15 protein-coding genes are annotated in these 16,564 nt (G+C 68.9%); 8 read left to right on the top strand and 7 right to left on the bottom strand.

Annotated elements, in window-relative coordinates:
* Positions 1–69 precede the first annotated feature (69 nt).
* From cobA to FHS00_RS02575, 3 genes are read left to right on the top strand one after another with little or no spacing between them, the layout of a single operon-like run.
* On the top strand, positions 70–921 hold the full coding sequence (gene cobA, locus FHS00_RS02565) for a uroporphyrinogen-III C-methyltransferase (RefSeq protein WP_183469555.1): 852 nt from the start codon (positions 70–72) through the stop codon (positions 919–921).
* On the top strand, positions 921–2,192 hold the full coding sequence (locus tag FHS00_RS02570; RefSeq protein ID WP_183469557.1) for a cobyrinic acid a,c-diamide synthase CobB: 1,272 nt from the start codon (positions 921–923) through the stop codon (positions 2,190–2,192). Before cobA ends, FHS00_RS02570 begins: the two co-directional genes overlap by 1 nt.
* Positions 2,193–2,223: 31 nt before the next feature.
* Positions 2,224–3,459 (top strand): MFS transporter, encoded by a 1,236-nt coding sequence (locus FHS00_RS02575; protein WP_183469559.1) that lies wholly within the window; start codon positions 2,224–2,226, stop codon positions 3,457–3,459.
* Here the strand turns inward: FHS00_RS02575 and FHS00_RS02580 are convergent.
* The 3 genes from FHS00_RS02580 to cysS are packed head-to-tail and all read right to left on the bottom strand — an operon-like array spanning position 3,443 to position 7,336.
* Positions 3,443–4,213, bottom strand: coding sequence for a squalene/phytoene synthase family protein (locus tag FHS00_RS02580; RefSeq protein ID WP_183469561.1), 771 nt, complete (start codon positions 4,211–4,213; stop codon positions 3,443–3,445). The genes FHS00_RS02575 and FHS00_RS02580 overlap by 17 nt on opposite strands.
* A 43-nt stretch (positions 4,214–4,256) precedes the next feature.
* Positions 4,257–5,885, bottom strand: a complete 1,629-nt coding sequence (gene cimA, locus FHS00_RS02585; protein ID WP_183469563.1) for a citramalate synthase — start codon at positions 5,883–5,885, stop codon at positions 4,257–4,259.
* Positions 5,882–7,336, bottom strand: coding sequence for a cysteine--tRNA ligase (cysS, locus tag FHS00_RS02590; RefSeq protein ID WP_183469565.1), 1,455 nt, complete (start codon positions 7,334–7,336; stop codon positions 5,882–5,884). Before cysS ends, cimA begins: the two co-directional genes overlap by 4 nt.
* Positions 7,337–7,546: 210 nt before the next feature.
* Here cysS and FHS00_RS02595 point away from each other — a divergent pair, with 210 nt between their 5' ends.
* Positions 7,547–8,743: a pyridoxal phosphate-dependent aminotransferase gene (locus FHS00_RS02595; RefSeq protein WP_183469755.1), complete on the top strand. Its 1,197-nt coding sequence runs from the start codon at positions 7,547–7,549 to the stop codon at positions 8,741–8,743.
* A gap of 78 nt (positions 8,744–8,821) precedes the next feature.
* On the opposite strand, the gene FHS00_RS02600 is transcribed toward FHS00_RS02595, so the two are convergent.
* The 3 genes from FHS00_RS02600 to FHS00_RS02610 form a co-directional block, all read right to left on the bottom strand.
* Complete coding sequence (locus FHS00_RS02600; RefSeq protein WP_183469568.1) at positions 8,822–9,439, bottom strand: outer membrane protein; 618 nt, start codon at positions 9,437–9,439, stop codon at positions 8,822–8,824.
* Between the two features lie 188 nt (positions 9,440–9,627).
* Entirely contained in the window at positions 9,628–10,758 is a 1,131-nt protein-coding gene (gene aroB, locus FHS00_RS02605; protein ID WP_183469570.1) for a 3-dehydroquinate synthase, read from the bottom strand.
* A 2-nt stretch (positions 10,759–10,760) separates the two neighbouring features.
* Positions 10,761–11,339 carry a shikimate kinase gene (locus FHS00_RS02610; protein ID WP_183469572.1) on the bottom strand — a complete coding sequence of 193 codons (579 nt, stop codon included), beginning with the start codon at positions 11,337–11,339 and terminating at the stop codon, positions 10,761–10,763.
* A gap of 144 nt (positions 11,340–11,483) precedes the next feature.
* Between FHS00_RS02610 and FHS00_RS02615 the strand changes: the two genes are divergently transcribed.
* Genes FHS00_RS02615 through FHS00_RS02630 form a run of 4 tightly spaced genes read left to right on the top strand, consistent with a single transcriptional unit; the run spans position 11,484 to position 15,516 of the window.
* Positions 11,484–11,654 carry a hypothetical protein gene (locus tag FHS00_RS02615; RefSeq protein WP_183469772.1) on the top strand — a complete coding sequence of 57 codons (171 nt, stop codon included), beginning with the start codon at positions 11,484–11,486 and terminating at the stop codon, positions 11,652–11,654.
* Positions 11,651–13,210 carry a hypothetical protein gene (locus FHS00_RS02620; protein WP_183469574.1) on the top strand — a complete coding sequence of 520 codons (1,560 nt, stop codon included), beginning with the start codon at positions 11,651–11,653 and terminating at the stop codon, positions 13,208–13,210. Before FHS00_RS02615 ends, FHS00_RS02620 begins: the two co-directional genes overlap by 4 nt.
* A 14-nt stretch (positions 13,211–13,224) precedes the next feature.
* A complete protein-coding gene (locus FHS00_RS02625; RefSeq protein ID WP_183469757.1) occupies positions 13,225–14,154 on the top strand; it encodes a site-specific tyrosine recombinase XerD in 930 nt (309 codons plus the stop codon).
* Between the two features lie 54 nt (positions 14,155–14,208).
* Positions 14,209–15,516 carry an HlyC/CorC family transporter gene (locus FHS00_RS02630; protein ID WP_183469576.1) on the top strand — a complete coding sequence of 436 codons (1,308 nt, stop codon included), beginning with the start codon at positions 14,209–14,211 and terminating at the stop codon, positions 15,514–15,516.
* A gap of 86 nt (positions 15,517–15,602) precedes the next feature.
* Here FHS00_RS02630 and FHS00_RS02635 read toward each other — a convergent pair whose 3' ends face one another.
* Positions 15,603–16,022 (bottom strand): DUF4440 domain-containing protein, encoded by a 420-nt coding sequence (locus FHS00_RS02635; protein ID WP_183469578.1) that lies wholly within the window; start codon positions 16,020–16,022, stop codon positions 15,603–15,605.
* Positions 16,023–16,564 lie beyond the last annotated feature (542 nt).

Below are 16,564 nucleotides of genomic sequence, written 5' to 3' on the forward strand. Positions count from 1 at the left end.
GCGGGCGCGATGGGGGTGGAAAGCGCATCCGGGGTTTCCACGCGCCCGGCGCGCGGCAATAACGATCCCATGACCGACTCGATCTCCCTCCCCGATCACCAGTGGCCCACTCTCGAACCAGGCTGGGTCTGGCTTTGCGGCGCGGGACCTGGCGATCCGGGCCTGCTGACCCTGCACGCGCTCAACGCGCTGCGTCAGGCCGACGCCATCGTCTATGACGCACTGGTGGATGAGCGCATCCTCGACTGGGCTCCCAAGGCCGAGAAGATCTATGCCGGCAAGCGCGGCGGCAAGCCGTCGGCCAAGCAGCGCGACATTTCGCTGCGCCTGGTCGAACTGGCCCAAGCCGGGCGCCGGGTGCTGCGGCTCAAGGGCGGCGATCCCTTCGTCTTCGGCCGCGGCGGCGAAGAGGCGCAGACGCTGGTGCAGCACGGGGTGCGGCTGCGGATCATCCCCGGCATCAGCGCCGGTATCGGCGGGCTCGCCTATGCCGGCATCCCGGTCACCCATCGCGACGTGAACCAGTCGGTCACCTTCGTCACCGGCCACGACCAGTCCGGCGCCACCCCTTCCTCGCTTGACTGGGCGGCGATCTCGCGCGGCAGCCAGGTGATTGTGATCTACATGGGAATGAAGCATGCCGGCGCGATCGCAGGCGCCCTGCTCGCCGCGGGTCGCGATCCGGAGGAGCCGGTGGCGGTGGTCGCCGGCGCCACGACACCCGCGCAGCAGGTCCTCGAGACCCGCCTCGACCGCATGGCCGCGGACATCGCCGACAGCCGGCTGGAGCCGCCTGCGATCATCTGCATCGGCCGCGCCGCCCTGATGCGGCAGGTGCTCGACTGGCAGGATCAGCTCGCGGGCGCGGCGCCGCGCGATCTCGACCCGCTGCGGCGCGGATGGCCCGCCGAGCAGGGCTGATGCCCGGCCTGCTGATCGCCGCGCCCAGTTCGGGCGCGGGCAAGACCACGGTGACGCTTGGCCTGCTGCGGGCGCTATCGCGGCGGGGTCTGGCGATCAGGGGAGCGAAATCCGGACCCGACTATATCGATCCGCGATTTCACGCCGCCGCCTGCGGGGCGGAATGCATCAACCTCGACGCCTGGGCGATGCACGAGGACCGGCTGCATGCGCTGGCTGCCGGGCCGGAGACGCTGGTGGTCGAAGGGGCGATGGGCCTGTTCGACGGCGCCCCGCCCGACGGGCGGGGCGCCTGTGCCGATCTCGCGCGGCTGCTGGGGCTGCCGGTGCTGCTCGTCGTGGATGCCGCGCGGATGGCGCAGTCGGTCGCGCCGCTTGTAGCAGGTTTCGCCCGGTTCGACCCGGAAGTTCGAATCGGCGGTGTGGTCCTGAACCGCGTGGGCTCGCCCCGGCACGAGACGATGCTGTGCCGGGCACTCGATGCGATCGGCATGCCGGTCCTCGGCGCCCTCCCGCGCGCCGAAGGCATCGCGCATCCCTCGCGGCATCTGGGGCTGGTGCAAGCCGAAGAGCGGCAGGATCTCGAGGCATTCCTCGACCGCGCTGCCGATCTGGTCTCGGCGCATATCGACCTCGATGCGGTTCTGGCCCTGGCCGACCGCGCAGCACCCCGCCCATCGGCCTCGGGCCCGCGCACACCGCCTCCGGCACAGCGCATTGCCCTCGCGCGCGATGCCGCCTTCGCCTTCGCCTATCCGCATCTGCTCAAGGATTGGCGAGCGCAGGGGGCGGAGATCACGACCTTCTCACCGCTTGCCGACGAGGCGGTCCCGGAGGCCGATCTGGTGCTTCTGCCGGGGGGGTACCCGGAGCTGCATACCGGACGGCTGGCAGCGGCGCAGATCTTCATGCAGAGCCTTCGAAAAGCATCCTATACATCTGATATATATGGAGAATGTGGGGGCTATATGACCCTCGGTGAAACCCTGACGGATGCCGATGGGCACGTGCACCGGATGGCCGGCCTGCTCGAACTCGCGACCTCGTTCGAGCGGCGGCGACTGCATCTGGGGTACCGCAGGGTGGAGACCAGCCACGGTCCTTTCGCCGGCCGCTGGGCGGCGCATGAGTTCCACTATGCCACCACCCTCTCAGCCAAGGGGACCCCGCTCTTCGAGGCGGTCGATGCCGAGGGCGCGGCTTTGCAGCCGATGGGGCTTCGTCGCGGCCGGGTCTGCGGCTCCTTCGCGCATCTGATCGACCGGGCGTGACAGCGGCGCGCCGGGAAGTTACCGGTATTACATGACATCAGCACCCATCACCGACGACCGTCGCGCCCGCCGCAACACCGCGATCCTCGCCGCCGCACAGGCGATCCTGGGGGCGCAGATGCCGATCCTGTTCGTGATCGGCGGGCTGGTCGGCGCCGAGCTGTCGCCCAACTCCTGCCTCGCCACCCTGCCGATCTCGCTCATCGTGTTCGGGTCGATGACCACGGCGCCCTGGCTCTCGCCCCTGATGCAGCGGCGGGGACGGCGCGCGGGCTTCGTCATCGGCGGGCTTGCAGGCGCGCTGGGCGCGGCGCTCGCCATGGCCGGGCTTCTCGCGGGCTCCTTCGCGCTGCTGCTGCTCGGCTCCTATGTCACCGGCATCTACATGTCGGCGCAGGGCTTCTACCGTTTCGCGGCCGCCGACAGCGCCTCGGACGCGTTCCGGCCCAAGGCGATCTCCTGGGTGATGGCTGGCGGTCTCGGCGCGGCGATCATCGGGCCGCAGCTCAACAAGGTCGTGCTCGACGCCCTCGCGCTGCCCTTCCTCGGCAGCTACCTCGCGGTGATGCTGCTCAATCTCGGCGGGCTGCTGCTGTTTCTCGGCCTCGATCTGCCGACGGGCAGCCCGACCGACCCACAGGTGGCGCCGACTCTGGCCCGCTCCCGCCGGACGCTGCTGCGCGAGCCCGAGATCCTGGTGGCCATGCTGTGCGGCATGGTCGCCTTTGGCATGATGAACCTCGTGATGACCTCGACCCCGCTCGCGGTGGTCGGCATGGGTCACGGCCGCGATCATGCCAACGACATCGTCTCGGCGCATGTGCTGGCGATGTATCTGCCATCCTTCTTCACCGGCCACCTGATCGCGCGGTTCGGCGCCTCGAACGTCGTCGCCGCCGGGTTGGCGCTGCTGGGCTTCGCGGCGCTCACCGGACTGACGGGAACCGGCCTGCCGATGTTCTACGGCGATCTCGTCCTGCTCGGACTGGGCTGGAACTTCGGCTTCATCGGCGCCACCGCGATGCTGACGGCCGCGCATCGGGCCGAGGAGCGCGGGCTGGTCCAGGGGCTCAACGACATGGCGGTATTCGGCTTCGTCACGCTCGCCTCGCTGTCCTCGGGCGGGCTGATGAACTGCTCGGGCGGGCTGCCTGCGCAGGGCTGGATCTCGGTCAACACGGCGGTCTTCCCGGCGCTGGCGCTGGCCGGCGGGGCGCTGTTCTGGCTGCGGCTGCGCCGTCGCCGGCTCGCTACCAACGCCCCGTAGCTGCCTTCAATGCCAGACCGGCACTGGCCGCCGCCGGTCCCGGGGCCAGCCGCCCCTCGGCCACGCGGCGCGGCTCGGCCACTGCGCGTTTCAGCACCGCCTCAGACTGCCAGGCAGCCCGCAGTGCGGGGATCGCCGTGCCGGTGATCCGGGTACCCCGCGCCTGCTTGAGCGCATCGAGGCCGCGCCGCGCGAAGTCGCGCACCGCCTCCGGCCGCCCGTCGACGAGAGGCCGCTTGTTGCGCTCCTCGAAGCCCGGGATCGCCATCAGCCACAGCGCCACGCCATGTCCGAATCCGATCTGCCTGATCGCGGCCTCCTCGGCGTCTTGCGCGCCGAGTGCCTTGGCCGAAAGCCACATCAGCCCGCCCGCCGTGGCATCGAGATGGGCATCGAGCGCAGCCTGATCCTCAAAGGGGTCGGCATAGATGTCCCAACGCCGCGCCGCGACCAGCGCGTCGAGTGCGGCCTCGGGCAGATCCGCTTCGCGTGCGACCTGCGCAAGCGGCGTCGCCACTTCGTGGGCCCGTACCGGCCCGCCGCCCGCGATCTGCTCGACCACGTCGCGCCACCATTGCAGCCGCATCTCGGCGATCATCGGCTCCTTGGTGACGAAGGGCGCGCGCGCCACCTCGAGGTTGAAGGCATAGAGCGGGAACAGCCTGGACCGCGCCGCCACGGGCGCGGCCATGGCGGCGCGAAAGCGATCCGGATCGCCGCGCTGAACCAGCCCGGCGCAGGCCTCGACGCTCATGCGCGCCCCTCCGTCATCATTGCGAAACCTCGCATGCCGCGCCTTAGCCCCGCGCGACCGGCTTGGCGCCATCGCGCACCAGCTTCCAGCGGATCGCGTCGACCAGCGCGTCGAAGCTCGCATCGACGATGTTGGCCGAGACCCCGACCGTCGACCACCTTTCGCCCTGCCCGTCCTCGCTGTCGATGATGACCCGGGTGACGGCCTCGGTGCCGCCATCGGTGATCCGCACCTTGAAGTCGACCAGATGCATGTCGTCGATGATCGATTGATACGGGCCGAGATCCTTGCCCAGCGCGCGGGACAGCGCGTTGACCGGGCCGCGGTCCGAGCCGTCCGGCCCGGCGCTCTCGGAGACGCTCATCACCTTTTCGCCGCCGATCTTCACCACGACGACCGCTTCGGAGAGCGAGACCATCTTGCCCCGCTTGTTGCGGCGGCGCTCGACCGTGACGCGGTAGCGTTTGACCTCGAAGAAGTCCGGCAGGCGGCCCAGCTCGTCGAGCGCCAGAAGCTCGAAGCTGGCTTGCGCCGTGTCATAGGAATAGCCGCGCGATTCCTGCTCCTTGATGCGATCGAGGATGCGGGTCAGCGCCGGATCGCCCTTTTCCACCTCGATTCCGGCGCGGGACAGGCGCTCGCGCAGGTTCGACTGCCCGGCCTGGTTCGACATCGGCACGATGCGGCTGTTGCCGACGAGGGCGGGCTCGATGTGCTCGTAGGTGGAGGGATTCTTGACGATGGCGGAGGCGTGCAGCCCGGCCTTGTGCGCGAAGGCCGAGGCGCCGACATAGGGCGCCTGCTTCATCGGCACGCGGTTGAGGATGTCATCCAGGAGACGCGAGGCACGGCGCAGCCCCTTGAGCGCATCGAGCGTCACGCCGGTTTCGTAGCGCGAGGCGAAAGGCTCCTTGAGCAGCAGCGTCGGGATGAGCGTGGTCAGATTGGCATTGCCGCAGCGCTCGCCAAGCCCGTTCAGCGTGCCCTGTATCTGGCGCGCCCCGGCCTCGACCGCGGCGAGCGAACACGCGACCGCCTGCCCGGTATCGTCGTGGCAATGGATGCCCAGATGATCGCCCGGGATGCCGGCGGCGATCACGTCGCGGGTGATGGCCGCGATCTCATCGGGCATGGAGCCGCCATTGGTGTCACACAGCACGACCCAGCGCGCGCCGGCGTCATAGGCGGCGCGAATGGCGGCGAGGGTGTAGTCCGGGTTGGCCTTCCAGCCGTCGAAGAAATGCTCGGCATCGAACAGCGCCTCGCGGCCCTGCGCCACGATATGCGCGATCGACTCGCGGATGTTGTCGAGGTTCTCCTCCAGCGTGATGCCCAGCGCCGTGGTGACGTGGAAATCATGTGTCTTGCCGACGATGCAGACCGAGGGCGTTCCCGCGTTCAGAACCGCTGCCAGCACCTCGTCATTGGCGGCCGAGCGCCCGGCGCGCTTGGTCATGCCGAAGGCGGTGATCGGGGCGCGGGTGTCGGGCACCACCTCGAAGAACTCGCTGTCGGTGGGATTGGCGCCCGGCCACCCCCCCTCGATCTGATCGATGCCGAGCGCGTCGAGCGCCTGCGCGATCTGGATCTTCTCGCGGGTCGAGAACTGCACGCCTTGCGTCTGCTGCCCGTCACGCAGGGTGGTGTCGTAGAGATAGAGCCGGTCGGTCATGCCGTGCCCTCCAGCTTGTCGGCATCGAAATCCGGCCCGGGCTGCCAGCTCGCCTGACCGCCCATGTCGGTCACCTGCACGCCGGCGGCGTTGAGAATGTCGCGGATCCGGTCGGCCTCGGCCCAGTCCTTGGCGGCGCGCGCCTCGGCGCGGCGGGTCAGCAAGGCGGTGACCTTGGCGTCGATCTCGGGTGCGATCTCGGGCGCGGCTTCGGCCCCGGCGAGATCGGCCAGCGCATCCCAATCCTCGATCAGCCCCATCAGTTCGAGCGCGGCAGCAAAGGGCACCAGCTTGGCCGGGGTGCGGGCCTGGGCCAGCACGTGCATCCGCGCGATCGCGCCGGGGGTGTTGAGGTCATTGGCCAGCACGCCGAGGAACTCGGCATCCATCGCCCAGTCACCCGCCGCCTTGAGGTCGGCCACCATCTTGGCGGTGAAGCCATGCGCATGCAGCACGCCATACCACTTGGCGAGCGTGGCCTCGGCCTCGAGACGCTTCTCCTCGGTCCAATCCATCGGCTTGCGATAATGGGTGCCGAGCATGACGAAGCGGATCACCTCGCCGGCGACGCCCCGGTCGAGCAGATCGCGCACGGTGAAGAAGTTGCCCAAGCTCTTGGACATCTTCTTGCCTTCGACCTGCAGCATCTCGTTATGCATCCAGATGCGGGCGAAATCGCCGCCCGGATGGGCGCAGGCCGATTGCGCGATCTCGTTCTCATGGTGCGGAAACTGCAGGTCGATGCCGCCGCCATGGATGTCGAAGCTCTCGCCGAAGAGCTGGTAGGCCATGGCCGAGCATTCGATGTGCCAGCCCGGACGGCCGCGCCCGACGCTCTTGCCGGCGATCACCGGGCCGTCCCAGCCGGGTTCGTCGCCGGACGAGGGCTTCCAGAGCACGAAATCCATCGGATCGCGCTTGTAGGGCGCGACCTCGACGCGGGCGCCGGCAATCATGTCCTCGACCGCGCGGCCCGACAGCGCGCCATAGGCCTCGTAGCTCGCCACCGAGAACATCACGTGCCCCTCGGCGGCATAGGCATGACCCGAAAGCGCGAGGCGCTCGATCATCGCGACCATCTGGCCCACGTAGTCGGTGGCCCGCGGCTCGTGATCGGGGCGCAGCGCGCCCAGGCTGTCCATGTCCTGATGATACCACAGGATCGTCTCGTCGGTGATCTCGCGGATCGGCCGCCCGGTGGCGGCCGCGCGGGCGTTGATCTTGTCATCGACGTCGGTGAAGTTGCGGGCATAGGTCACGCGCTCGCGCCCATGGACCTCGCGCAACAGCCGGTAGAGCAGATCGAAGACCAGAACCGGGCGCGCATTGCCCAGATGCGCCCGGTCATAGACCGTCGGCCCGCAGACATAGAGCCGGACATTCTCCGGTTCGATCGGCGTGAACTCCACCTTGCGGCGGGTTTTGGTGTCGTGCAGGCGGATCGTCGTCATGTGGGCCTCGCAGGCGGTGACGCCGGCGGGCTGATCCTGTGTTCCATGGGGAAACGTGAGAGCGGCCCGCGTGACGCAAGTCAGCAGGAAATGATGCAGCCGATGATGTTGCTCGTGCTCGTCATGGCCAGCGATCTAGCAGCCGCACCCCGCCCCGTCCAGCGTTTCGCGCGATTGACAGCGGCGCGGCCCTGCGGCCTGTTGCGCTGCATGACGCTTTCGCATCGCATCACCCGCATCACCGGCGGCGGCCCCGACGGCTGGGACCTGTTCCGCAAGGCCCGACGCATGATCGCCGAGGGCCGGCCCGTCGTCGAGCTGACCATCGGGGAACACGACATCCGCACCGACTCGCGCATCCTCGACGCGATGGATGCGGCGGCGCGGGACGGGCATACCGGCTACGCCGCGGTGCCCGGTATCCCCGAGCTGCGCGCCGAGATCGCCCACCGCGTCACTGCCCAGAGCGGCATCGCCACCGCACCCGAGGAGGTGCTGGTCGTTCCCGGCGGTCAGGCGGCGCTGTTCATGGCGCATCATGCAAGCTGCGATCCGGGCGACGGTGCGCTCTATATCGATCCCTATTACGCCACATATCCCGGCACGATCCGGGGCGCAGGCGCCGTGCCGCTCGCCGTCGAAGCGAGGGCACGGGACGGCTTCGTGCCCCGCGCCGAGGCGATCGAGGCCGTGATCGACGCCTTCGAGGGCCACGCGCGATCGCTGCTGATCAACACGCCCAACAACCCGACCGGTGCGGTCTACGGGCGCCCGGCGCTTGAGGAGATCGGCGCGCTGTGTGGGCGCCGCGATCTCTGGCTGATCTCGGACGAAGTCTATGAAAGCCAGGTCTGGGAAGGGGAACATCTCAGCCCGCGCGCCTTGCCCGGTCTGGCCGAACGCACGCTCGTGGTGGGATCTCTTTCCAAGGGTCATGCCATGACCGGCAGCCGAGTCGGCTGGATCGTCGGACCGCGTGCCGCGATCGCCGCGCTGGAGGATCTGGCGACCCACATGACCTACGGCATTCCGGGCTTCGTGCAAGACGCCGCGCTGCACGCGCTCCGCATGGGGCCGGCCTTCGAAGCCGAGGTGGCCGCGCCGTTCCGGCGGCGGCGCGACATCGTCGCGCGGCTCCTTGCGACGCAGGAAGTGGTGCGGGCGGTGCCGATGCAGGGCGCGATGTATGCCTTTCTCGACGTCCGGGCGACCGGTCTCGAGGGTGAGGCCTTCGCCCTCGCGCTGCTCAAAGAAGAGGCGATCGCGGTGATGCCGGGGGAAAGCTTCGGCCGTGCGGCGGCGGGGCATGTGCGCGTGGCCCTGACCGTGGCCGATGACCGCTTCGAGGACGCCTTGCGCCGTCTGCTCGGCTTCGCGGCGGAGCAGGCACGAAAAAGGGGGCCGTGACCGACCCCCTTGCGGGCCGCCATGGCGGCCCTTGTCCCGATCGAACCGGCCCGGCGGAAACGCCGGGCCGGTGTGCGATCAGAACTGGTAGGACACGCGCAGCGCGGCGGTGGTCGCGTCGAGATCGACGTCGCTGTCGCCTAGGTCCTCGAACTCGTGCTGCAGCACTTCGCCGCCCACGATGATGTTCTCGCTGACCTTGTAGTCGACACCGGCGCCGTAGACGTAGCCGTCGAACTGGTCGTCACCTTGGAATTCGTCAGCAGTGTAGGCGCTGGCGTAACCGGCGGTCACGTAGGGCAGGAAGGCGCCGGCGTCGTAGCCCGCGCGCAGCTTGGCGGTGGCCACGCCGTCGATCTCGGCGCCCGCATCCTCGTCACCGATCTCGGTGCCGACATAGGCGATCTCGCCGCCCATCACGAAACGGCCGAAGTCGTAGTTGTAGCCGAGCTGGGCACCGTAGGTAGCGCCTTCCTCGTCAAAATCACCATCATCGGTCCCGGCTTGGCCATAGCCGAGCTGGCCACCGACATAGAGGCCGGTCCAGTCGGCGCTGGGCGCCACGGCGACGGGGGCCACGGCGACCGGGGCCGCGGGGGCCACCGGGTCGGCGACCGGCATGGAGAGGCCGCCAGCAAAGGCGGGGGCGGCAACAACGCCGAGGGCGAGTGCAATGGAGGAGGTCGTGAACTTCATGGTAGCTCCTGTTCTTCAAAGCCCGGCCGCCGGAAAATTCAGGGAGGCGACGACCGGAACGGACGGACCGGCTGTTCCAGCCCGTCCGCGCCCACAACACATGACGCCAAATGAAGTTCAATGCAGTTCCGCAAAACCGCACAACCCTGTCGCGGCAGCGGGCAAGCCCCTGCCGTCAATAGGCTAAATCACGCCGAAGTAGCGTGGTTGCTATCCCGCAACACCTGCAGCACCGCCTCGGCCGGCACATCAGCGGTGACGAAGGCCTGCCCGATGCCGCGTGCCAGGACAAAGCGCAGGCGCCCGTCGCGGACCTTCTTGTCCTGCCCCATCAGACCCAGGAGCGCTTCGGCCGGCGGCAGCGTGCCGGGGATGTGGCTCAGATCCGAGCGCATGCCCATCGCCGAGAGATGCGCGCGCAGCCGCGAAGGGTCTTCCTGCGGACACAGGCCGAGCCGGGCCGACAGGTCGAAGGCCAGCGCGCAGCCGATCGCGACCCCCTCGCCGTGACGGAGCCGGTCGGAATAACCGGTGGCCGCCTCCAGCGCGTGGCAGAAGGTATGGCCGAGATTGAGCAGCGCGCGGTCGCCCTGTTCGGTCTCGTCGCGCATCACGATCTCGGCCTTCATCTCGCAGGATCTCCGGACCGCCTCGAGCCGGGCGGCGCGGTCGCCGTCGCGCAGCGCCGGGCCTTGGGCCTCAAGCCATTCGAAGAACGCCGCATCGCCCAGGAGCCCGTACTTCACCACCTCGCCATAGCCCGAGAGGAACTCGCGCGCAGGCAGCGTCTCCAGAAGCCCGATATCGGCCAGCACCATCACCGGCTGGTGGAACGCCCCGGCGAGATTCTTGCCCTGCGCGGTGTTGATCCCGGTCTTGCCGCCGACCGAGCTGTCGACCTGCGCCAGCAGCGTGGTCGGGATCTGCACGAAGCGGATGCCGCGCAGCGCGATGGCGGCGGCAAAGCCCGCCAGGTCGCCGATCACGCCGCCGCCGAACGCGATCACCAGATCACCACGCTCGACCCGGTTCTCGATCAGCCACTCGGTCGCGCGCGACAGGCCCTCCCAGGATTTCGTCGCCTCGCCCGGGGGCAGCGCCAGGCTGATCGAATCGATCCCCTCGACTGCCAGCCCGGCCTCGAGCGCGTCGAGATGGGCCGCGGCCACCGTCTCGTCGGTCAGGATCGCCACCCGGCGACGGCCCATCAGCGGCTTGAGCCACTGACCGGTGCGCGCCAGGATGCCCGTGCCGATATGGATGTCGTAGGCGCGGCCGGGCAGATCGACCCGGACCGTGGCGGGGGCGGTGGCGGTCATCTTCAGCTCTCCAGTATGTCGGGCCGCGTGGCGAGCAGCGCCAGCACCCGGTCGGTGGTGGTGTCGATCGAATCGCCGGGCCGCGCGATCAGCCGCAGCGGCGCCTGCGCATAGATCGGGCGACGCTCCTCGAGCAGCCGCGCCAGCGTGCCGCGCGGGTCGGGCGTCCGCAGCAAGGGGCGTGTCGACTTGTGCCGCACGCGCTCCCAGAGCAGGTCGAGATCGGCATCGAGCCACAACGCCACGCCGCGTTCGGCGATGGCTTCGCGGTTGCGGGGCGCGAGGAAGGCCCCGCCCCCGGTCGAGACGACGCGCGGCCCGGCGTCAAGCAGCCGCGACAGGACCTCGCTCTCGCGTGCGCGGAAGAATTTCTCGCCATCGCGGGCGAAGATCTCGGCGATCGAGCATTTCGCCGCCTCCTCGATGGCCGCGTCGCTGTCGACGAAACCGCAGCCGAGCCGGGCAGCGAGTGCCTTGCCGATGGCGGTCTTGCCCGACCCCATCATGCCAACCAGCACCACCGGCCGGCCGAGCCGCGCCGCTCGCGTCCGCCCCGTCCTGTGCGCCCTATCCGCCCCCATTGCTCCCCCGATCGCGACCCGACCGGCGGGCCCGTGCAAATTCATGCCCTGAATGACGTGATCTCGCTCGAAAGACCAGTTATGAATCGCTCGAAAGAGGCGGCGCGCGGCCGCCCGTGGAACCGGGGCAAGAGGACGAGCGGGATGTTGAGACGATTGATCTGGGCGCTGGTGAAAGCGGCGCTGATCCTCGTGGTGCTGGCGGCGCTGGGGCTTCTGGCCTACGCCTATGTGGGGCCGATGCTGTTCCCCGCGGATTTCGCTGCCCCCGCCACGGAGGTGGTGAAGCCCATCACCCTCGAGATCGGGCAGTGAGCCGGGCGGGGCTGGCCGTCGCGCTGCTGCTGCTGGGTCAGAGCGTCGCGGCGCAGGAACAGCCGGAGGACGGTGCGCCGCTCTCGGCGATCGACTGGCTGTCGCGCTCGGTGGCACCGCTGCCCGAGACGCCCGGCGCCGGCACGACCGAGCCGCCCGTCGCCGACAGCGCCGCCGCTCCGCAGGTTTCCGTGCAGCCGCTCGACGCCAACCCGCCCGACGCGGTGGGTCTGGTGGCGCCGCGAATCTCGGGGCTGCCGCGCGGGCTGTGGTCGCAGAGCGAGCAGGACCAGCTTGCCGCGCTGATCGCGGCGCAGAAGCTCGACTCGCTGCCCGCGGTCGAGCAGTTGCTACGGCTGCTGATGATCGCCGAGACCGACCCGCCACGCGACGCCGATGCCCGAGGCACGCTGTTTCTCGCCCGGATCGACCGGTTGCTGGAGATGGGGGCGCTGGAGCCTGCCGCCGAGATGCTGGCCGAGGCCGGCCCGGACGAACCCGAGCGATTCCGCCGCTGGTTCGACACCGCCCTGCTCACCGGCGAGGAGAACCGCGCCTGTCGCGCCATGCGCAACAAGCCGACGATCGCGCCGACCATGCTCGCGCGGATCTTCTGCCTCGCACGCGAGGGCGACTGGCAGGCGGCGGCGCTGACGCTGAACTCCGCCCGGGCGCTGGGTGAGATCACCGATCTCGAGGATGCGATGCTCTCGCGGTTCCTCGATCCCGACCTCTACGAGGGCGAGCCACCGCTCGAAGCTCCGGAGCGGGTCACGCCGCTGGTCTACCGGCTGCTCGAAGCGGTGGGCGAGGCGATGCCCGCCTCCGCCCTGCCCCGGGCCTTCAGCCAGGCCGACCTGCGTCCGACCAAGGCATGGCGGGCGCAGCTCGAGGCGGCCGAACGGCTGGCCCGCCACGGCGCGATCGAACCGGCGCGGCTGATCGGCATCTATACCGATCGCGTGCCGGCTGCCTCCGGCGGCGTCTGGGACCGGGCCAAGGCTGTCCAGGCGCTCGATACCGCGCTGCGCGACAATGCGGCCGACAAGGTGGCCGCCGCCCTGCCCGAGGCTTGGGAGGCGATGCGCGAGGCGCGGCTCGAGGTACCCTTCGCGCAGCATTACGGCACCGATCTCGCGGCGCTCGACCTCGAAGATGACGCCGCCGATCTGGTCTTCGAGATCGGCCTGCTCGGCCCGGATTACGAGGCGGCCGCCCAGGCGCGCACGCCGCGCGATCCGCGCGAAGAGCTGCTGGTGGCGCTGGCGCGCGGTGTGCCGGATGACGCCCGGCCCGAGACCGACCCCGAGGAGCCCATCGCCCTTGCGGTGCTGAGCGGCTTCACCGAGGCCGAGCCGTCTCAGCCCCTGCTCGACATGATCGACGAGGGTCGCGTCGGCGAGGTGATCCTGCGTGCGATCTCCTTGATCGACGAGGGCCAGGCCGGGGATACCGGCGCCCTGGCCGAGGGGCTCGCCACGCTGCGCATGGTCGGGCTAGAGGATCAGGCCCGGCGCATCGCGCTGCAATCGCTGCTGTTGGGGCGCCACGGGTGAGCGTCACGCGCCCCATGGGGCACTGGATCTCGGCCTTTCTCGAAGCGCAGGCGGCCGAGCTCGACGCGGCGCGCAACACGCTTCTGGCCTATGGGCGCGACCTCAACGATTTCGCAGGCTGGCTGGCGCGGCGCGAGGCACATTTTGCCACCGCCACTCAGGGCCAGGTCGAGGACTACCTGGTAGCCTGCGAGGCCGAGGGTCTGTCGAGCGCCACACGGGCCCGGCGGCTTTCTTCGATCCGGCAGCTCTACCGCTTTGCCTTCGAAGAAGGCTGGCGCGAGGACAATCCCGCGATCCGGCTCAAAGGGCCGGGCCGGACCCGGCGCCTGCCCGGTACGCTTACCCGCGAACAGGTCGAGGCACTGCTCGCCGCGGCCCGCAGCCATCCACGCGATCCGCTGCGCGCCACCTGCCTGATGGAACTGCTCTATGCCACCGGCCTGCGGGTGTCGGAACTGGTTAGCCTGCCGGTCGCATCGCTCAGGGGCGATCCGGAGATGCTTCTGGTGCGCGGCAAGGGCGGGCGCGAGCGGATGGTGCCGCTGTCGCGCCCGGCCCGCGCCGCCGTGGCGGCGTGGCTCGAGCGCCGCGACGCGCGCGAGGCCGAGGTGACGGCGTCGGGCCAGCCCGCGTCGCGCTTCCTGTTCCCGGCGCGCGGTCGCGACGGGCACCTGACCCGGCAGAGCTTCTTCGTGATGATCAAGGAGCTGGCCGCCGCCGCGGGCCTGTCCCCCGACCAGGTGACACCGCATGTGCTGCGCCATGCCTTTGCCAGCCATCTGCTTGCCGGTGGGGCCGATCTGCGGGCGATCCAGGCGCTCCTCGGGCATGCCGATCTCTCGACTACCGAGATCTATACCCATGTCCAGGGCGAGCGATTGAGCGCGCTGGTGCACGAACATCACCCCCTCGCACGGCCACTTCGGCGCGGCGAGGGTTGAACCTGCGGCCCCACGGTCCATAAATCAGGGGACCATCCAACCGCGAAGGACCCCATGGACACCGCCCTAGACGCCGCCTTCTGGATCACAGCAACCGCGATCCTTCTCCTGCTGGTGGCTTCGGCCTTCTTCTCGGGTTCCGAGACCGCACTCACCGCCGCCTCGCGCGGCAAGCTGCGCGCTGCCGCCGATCGCGGTCACCGCGGCGCGGCGCAGGCGCTGCACGTCACCGAGGACAACGAGCGGCTGATCGGCTCGGTGCTGCTCGGCAACAACGTCGTCAACATCCTCGCCACCTCGCTGGCCACCGCCCTGCTCACCCGCGTCTTCGGCGATAGCGGCGTGGCGGCGGCGACGCTGGTGATGACGCTTCTGGTGCTGATCTTCGCCGAGGTGCTGCCCAAGACCTATGCCATCACCAACGCCGAAACGATGGCCAGTCGGGTGGCGCGGCCCATCGGCTGGGTCATCCTGATCTTCGCGCCCGTCGTCTCGGCCGTGCAGGTGCTGGTGCGGGCCCTGCTGCGCATGTTCGGCGTGCGCACAGACCCCGATACCAACGTGCTCGCGGTGCGCGAGGAGATCGCCGGCGCGCTGAGCCTTGGCCACGAGGAAGGCGTGGTCGACCGCGAGGACCGCGACCGCATTCTCGGCGCGCTCGACCTCGGCGACCGCACGGTCGAAGAGGTGATGCTGCACCGCTCCAACATTGCGATGATCGATGCGAGCCTGCCCGCGACCGAGATCCTCAAGCTCTGCCTCGACAGCCCGCATACGCGACTGCCGCTCTATCGCGACGAGCCCGAGAACATCGTCGGCATCCTGCACGCCAAGGATCTGCTGCGCGCGATGCACAAGATGATGGGCGACGGCGCGGTCGAGACCGCGGAACTCGAGAATTTCGACATCATGGATGTCGCGATGACGCCCTATTTCATTCCCGAGACCACCACGCTCGACGACCAGATGCGCCAGTTCCTGCGGCGCCACACGCATTTCGCGCTGGTGGTGGACGAATACGGCGCGCTGCGTGGCCTGATCACGCTCGAGGACATCCTCGAAGAGATCGTCGGCGAGATCTCGGACGAGTTCGACGCCGAGCGCGAAGAGCCGATCGCGATGACCGAGGACGGCGCCTACATCATCGACGGCTCGATGACGATCCGCGACCTGAACCGGCGCCAGGACTGGAACCTGCCCGACGAGGAAGCCAACACCATCGCCGGCCTGGTGATCCACGAGGCGCAGATGATCCCCACCGAAGGTCAGGTGTTCAGCTTCCACGGCTTCCGCTTCGAAGTGGTCGCCAAGGAAGAGAACCGCCTCGCGACGCTGAAGATCAGGCCGCTCGATCCGAGCTGATCCGAGTACTGATCTGAACCGCCATGCAAAAAGCCGGTCCGCAATGCGGGCCGGCTTTTTCCCTGGGCTGGTTGGTTGCGAGGCGCCTATGCGGCGCCGAGCCGGGCTGCATTGCGATCGGGACGACGCAGGATCGCGACTTTTGACGCTGGATCCTGGATCGGCTCGCGCTCATGCGACAGCCGCAGCCAGCGGCCGTCATCGTCGAGATAGGTGGACGCGCAACGGGCGCGCAGCGGCGCCGAGCAGCAGTCGCGCCATGCGACGACACGGTAGCTGAGAAGCACGGTGTCGCCTTTTCGGGTCACGTTCTGATCGTACAATTCGATCGCCTCCCATTGGCGGGCGGGTTTGAGACCCTCCAGCGCATCGGCACGGTCCTGCAGCCCAGCGGGATATGGGATGACCATGGCAGCGCCCGGAGCCAATTCCCGCTCGTAGAAGGACGCGCCATCGAACCAGTGCTGTTTTTCCTGCGACCAGAGTTCCTCGGTCTTCGAATCCATGCTGTTCCTCCCCTGCATGATATTCTTCGCTCCCGTGGCACGAACGTTACACCAATGTTTCCGTTCCGTCAGCAACGTTAAACCGTGGGTTATGTCTAAAATCGTACACTCACTTCAATGGTGTCCATTCGCCGCCAATAGTCCTTGGCTTGCAGCCAGTTGGCCTCGGCGACACAGATTTGGCCGGAATTCGTGAACGGCGCGATTGAAGCAATCTCCTGTTAGCGGTTTCGTGATATGTTGATCCTGCCGGGCATGGCGCCCGGCGTCCTCCCTGTCAGACTTGCCGCGCCCTCGGGCGCGGTTTTTTTGCCGCATGTCCCGGCACTTGGCCCCGCTGCTTAGCGGTTGACGCGACGCTCGGCATTGCGTAGCTTGCGGCCAATTAGTCGGCCAAGTCCGACAGGGAGAACCGGGAAAGGGGTCGCTCGCGCGGTCCCTTTTTCGATTCGGCGGATCGCCGCGGCGTATTCTCATTCCCGCCTGACAGGGCCCGGGCCGCGTGTTAAGCCGCTGTCGAAACAGACAAACGGGACCGCTAC

The organism is Limimaricola variabilis (assembly GCF_014195545.1).
Lineage (GTDB): Bacteria > Pseudomonadota > Alphaproteobacteria > Rhodobacterales > Rhodobacteraceae > Limimaricola > Limimaricola variabilis.

Bases quoted from the DNA above. Each gene is read 5' to 3' on its own strand.
- cobA (WP_183469555.1), top strand. From the start codon at position 70: ATGACCGACTCGATCTCCCTCCCCGATCACCAGTGGCCCACTCTCGAA.
- FHS00_RS02570 (WP_183469557.1), top strand. From the start codon at position 921: ATGCCCGGCCTGCTGATCGCCGCGCCCAGTTCGGGCGCGGGCAAGACC.
- FHS00_RS02575 (WP_183469559.1), top strand. From the start codon at position 2,224: ATGACATCAGCACCCATCACCGACGACCGTCGCGCCCGCCGCAACACC.
- FHS00_RS02580 (WP_183469561.1), bottom strand. From the start codon at position 4,213: ATGAGCGTCGAGGCCTGCGCCGGGCTGGTTCAGCGCGGCGATCCGGAT.
- cimA (WP_183469563.1), bottom strand. From the start codon at position 5,885: ATGACCGACCGGCTCTATCTCTACGACACCACCCTGCGTGACGGGCAG.
- cysS (WP_183469565.1), bottom strand. From the start codon at position 7,336: ATGACGACGATCCGCCTGCACGACACCAAAACCCGCCGCAAGGTGGAG.
- FHS00_RS02595 (WP_183469755.1), top strand. From the start codon at position 7,547: ATGACGCTTTCGCATCGCATCACCCGCATCACCGGCGGCGGCCCCGAC.
- FHS00_RS02600 (WP_183469568.1), bottom strand. From the start codon at position 9,439: ATGAAGTTCACGACCTCCTCCATTGCACTCGCCCTCGGCGTTGTTGCC.
- aroB (WP_183469570.1), bottom strand. From the start codon at position 10,758: ATGACCGCCACCGCCCCCGCCACGGTCCGGGTCGATCTGCCCGGCCGC.
- FHS00_RS02610 (WP_183469572.1), bottom strand. From the start codon at position 11,339: ATGGGGGCGGATAGGGCGCACAGGACGGGGCGGACGCGAGCGGCGCGG.
- FHS00_RS02615 (WP_183469772.1), top strand. From the start codon at position 11,484: ATGTTGAGACGATTGATCTGGGCGCTGGTGAAAGCGGCGCTGATCCTC.
- FHS00_RS02625 (WP_183469757.1), top strand. From the start codon at position 13,225: ATGGGGCACTGGATCTCGGCCTTTCTCGAAGCGCAGGCGGCCGAGCTC.
- FHS00_RS02630 (WP_183469576.1), top strand. From the start codon at position 14,209: ATGGACACCGCCCTAGACGCCGCCTTCTGGATCACAGCAACCGCGATC.
- FHS00_RS02635 (WP_183469578.1), bottom strand. From the start codon at position 16,022: ATGGATTCGAAGACCGAGGAACTCTGGTCGCAGGAAAAACAGCACTGG.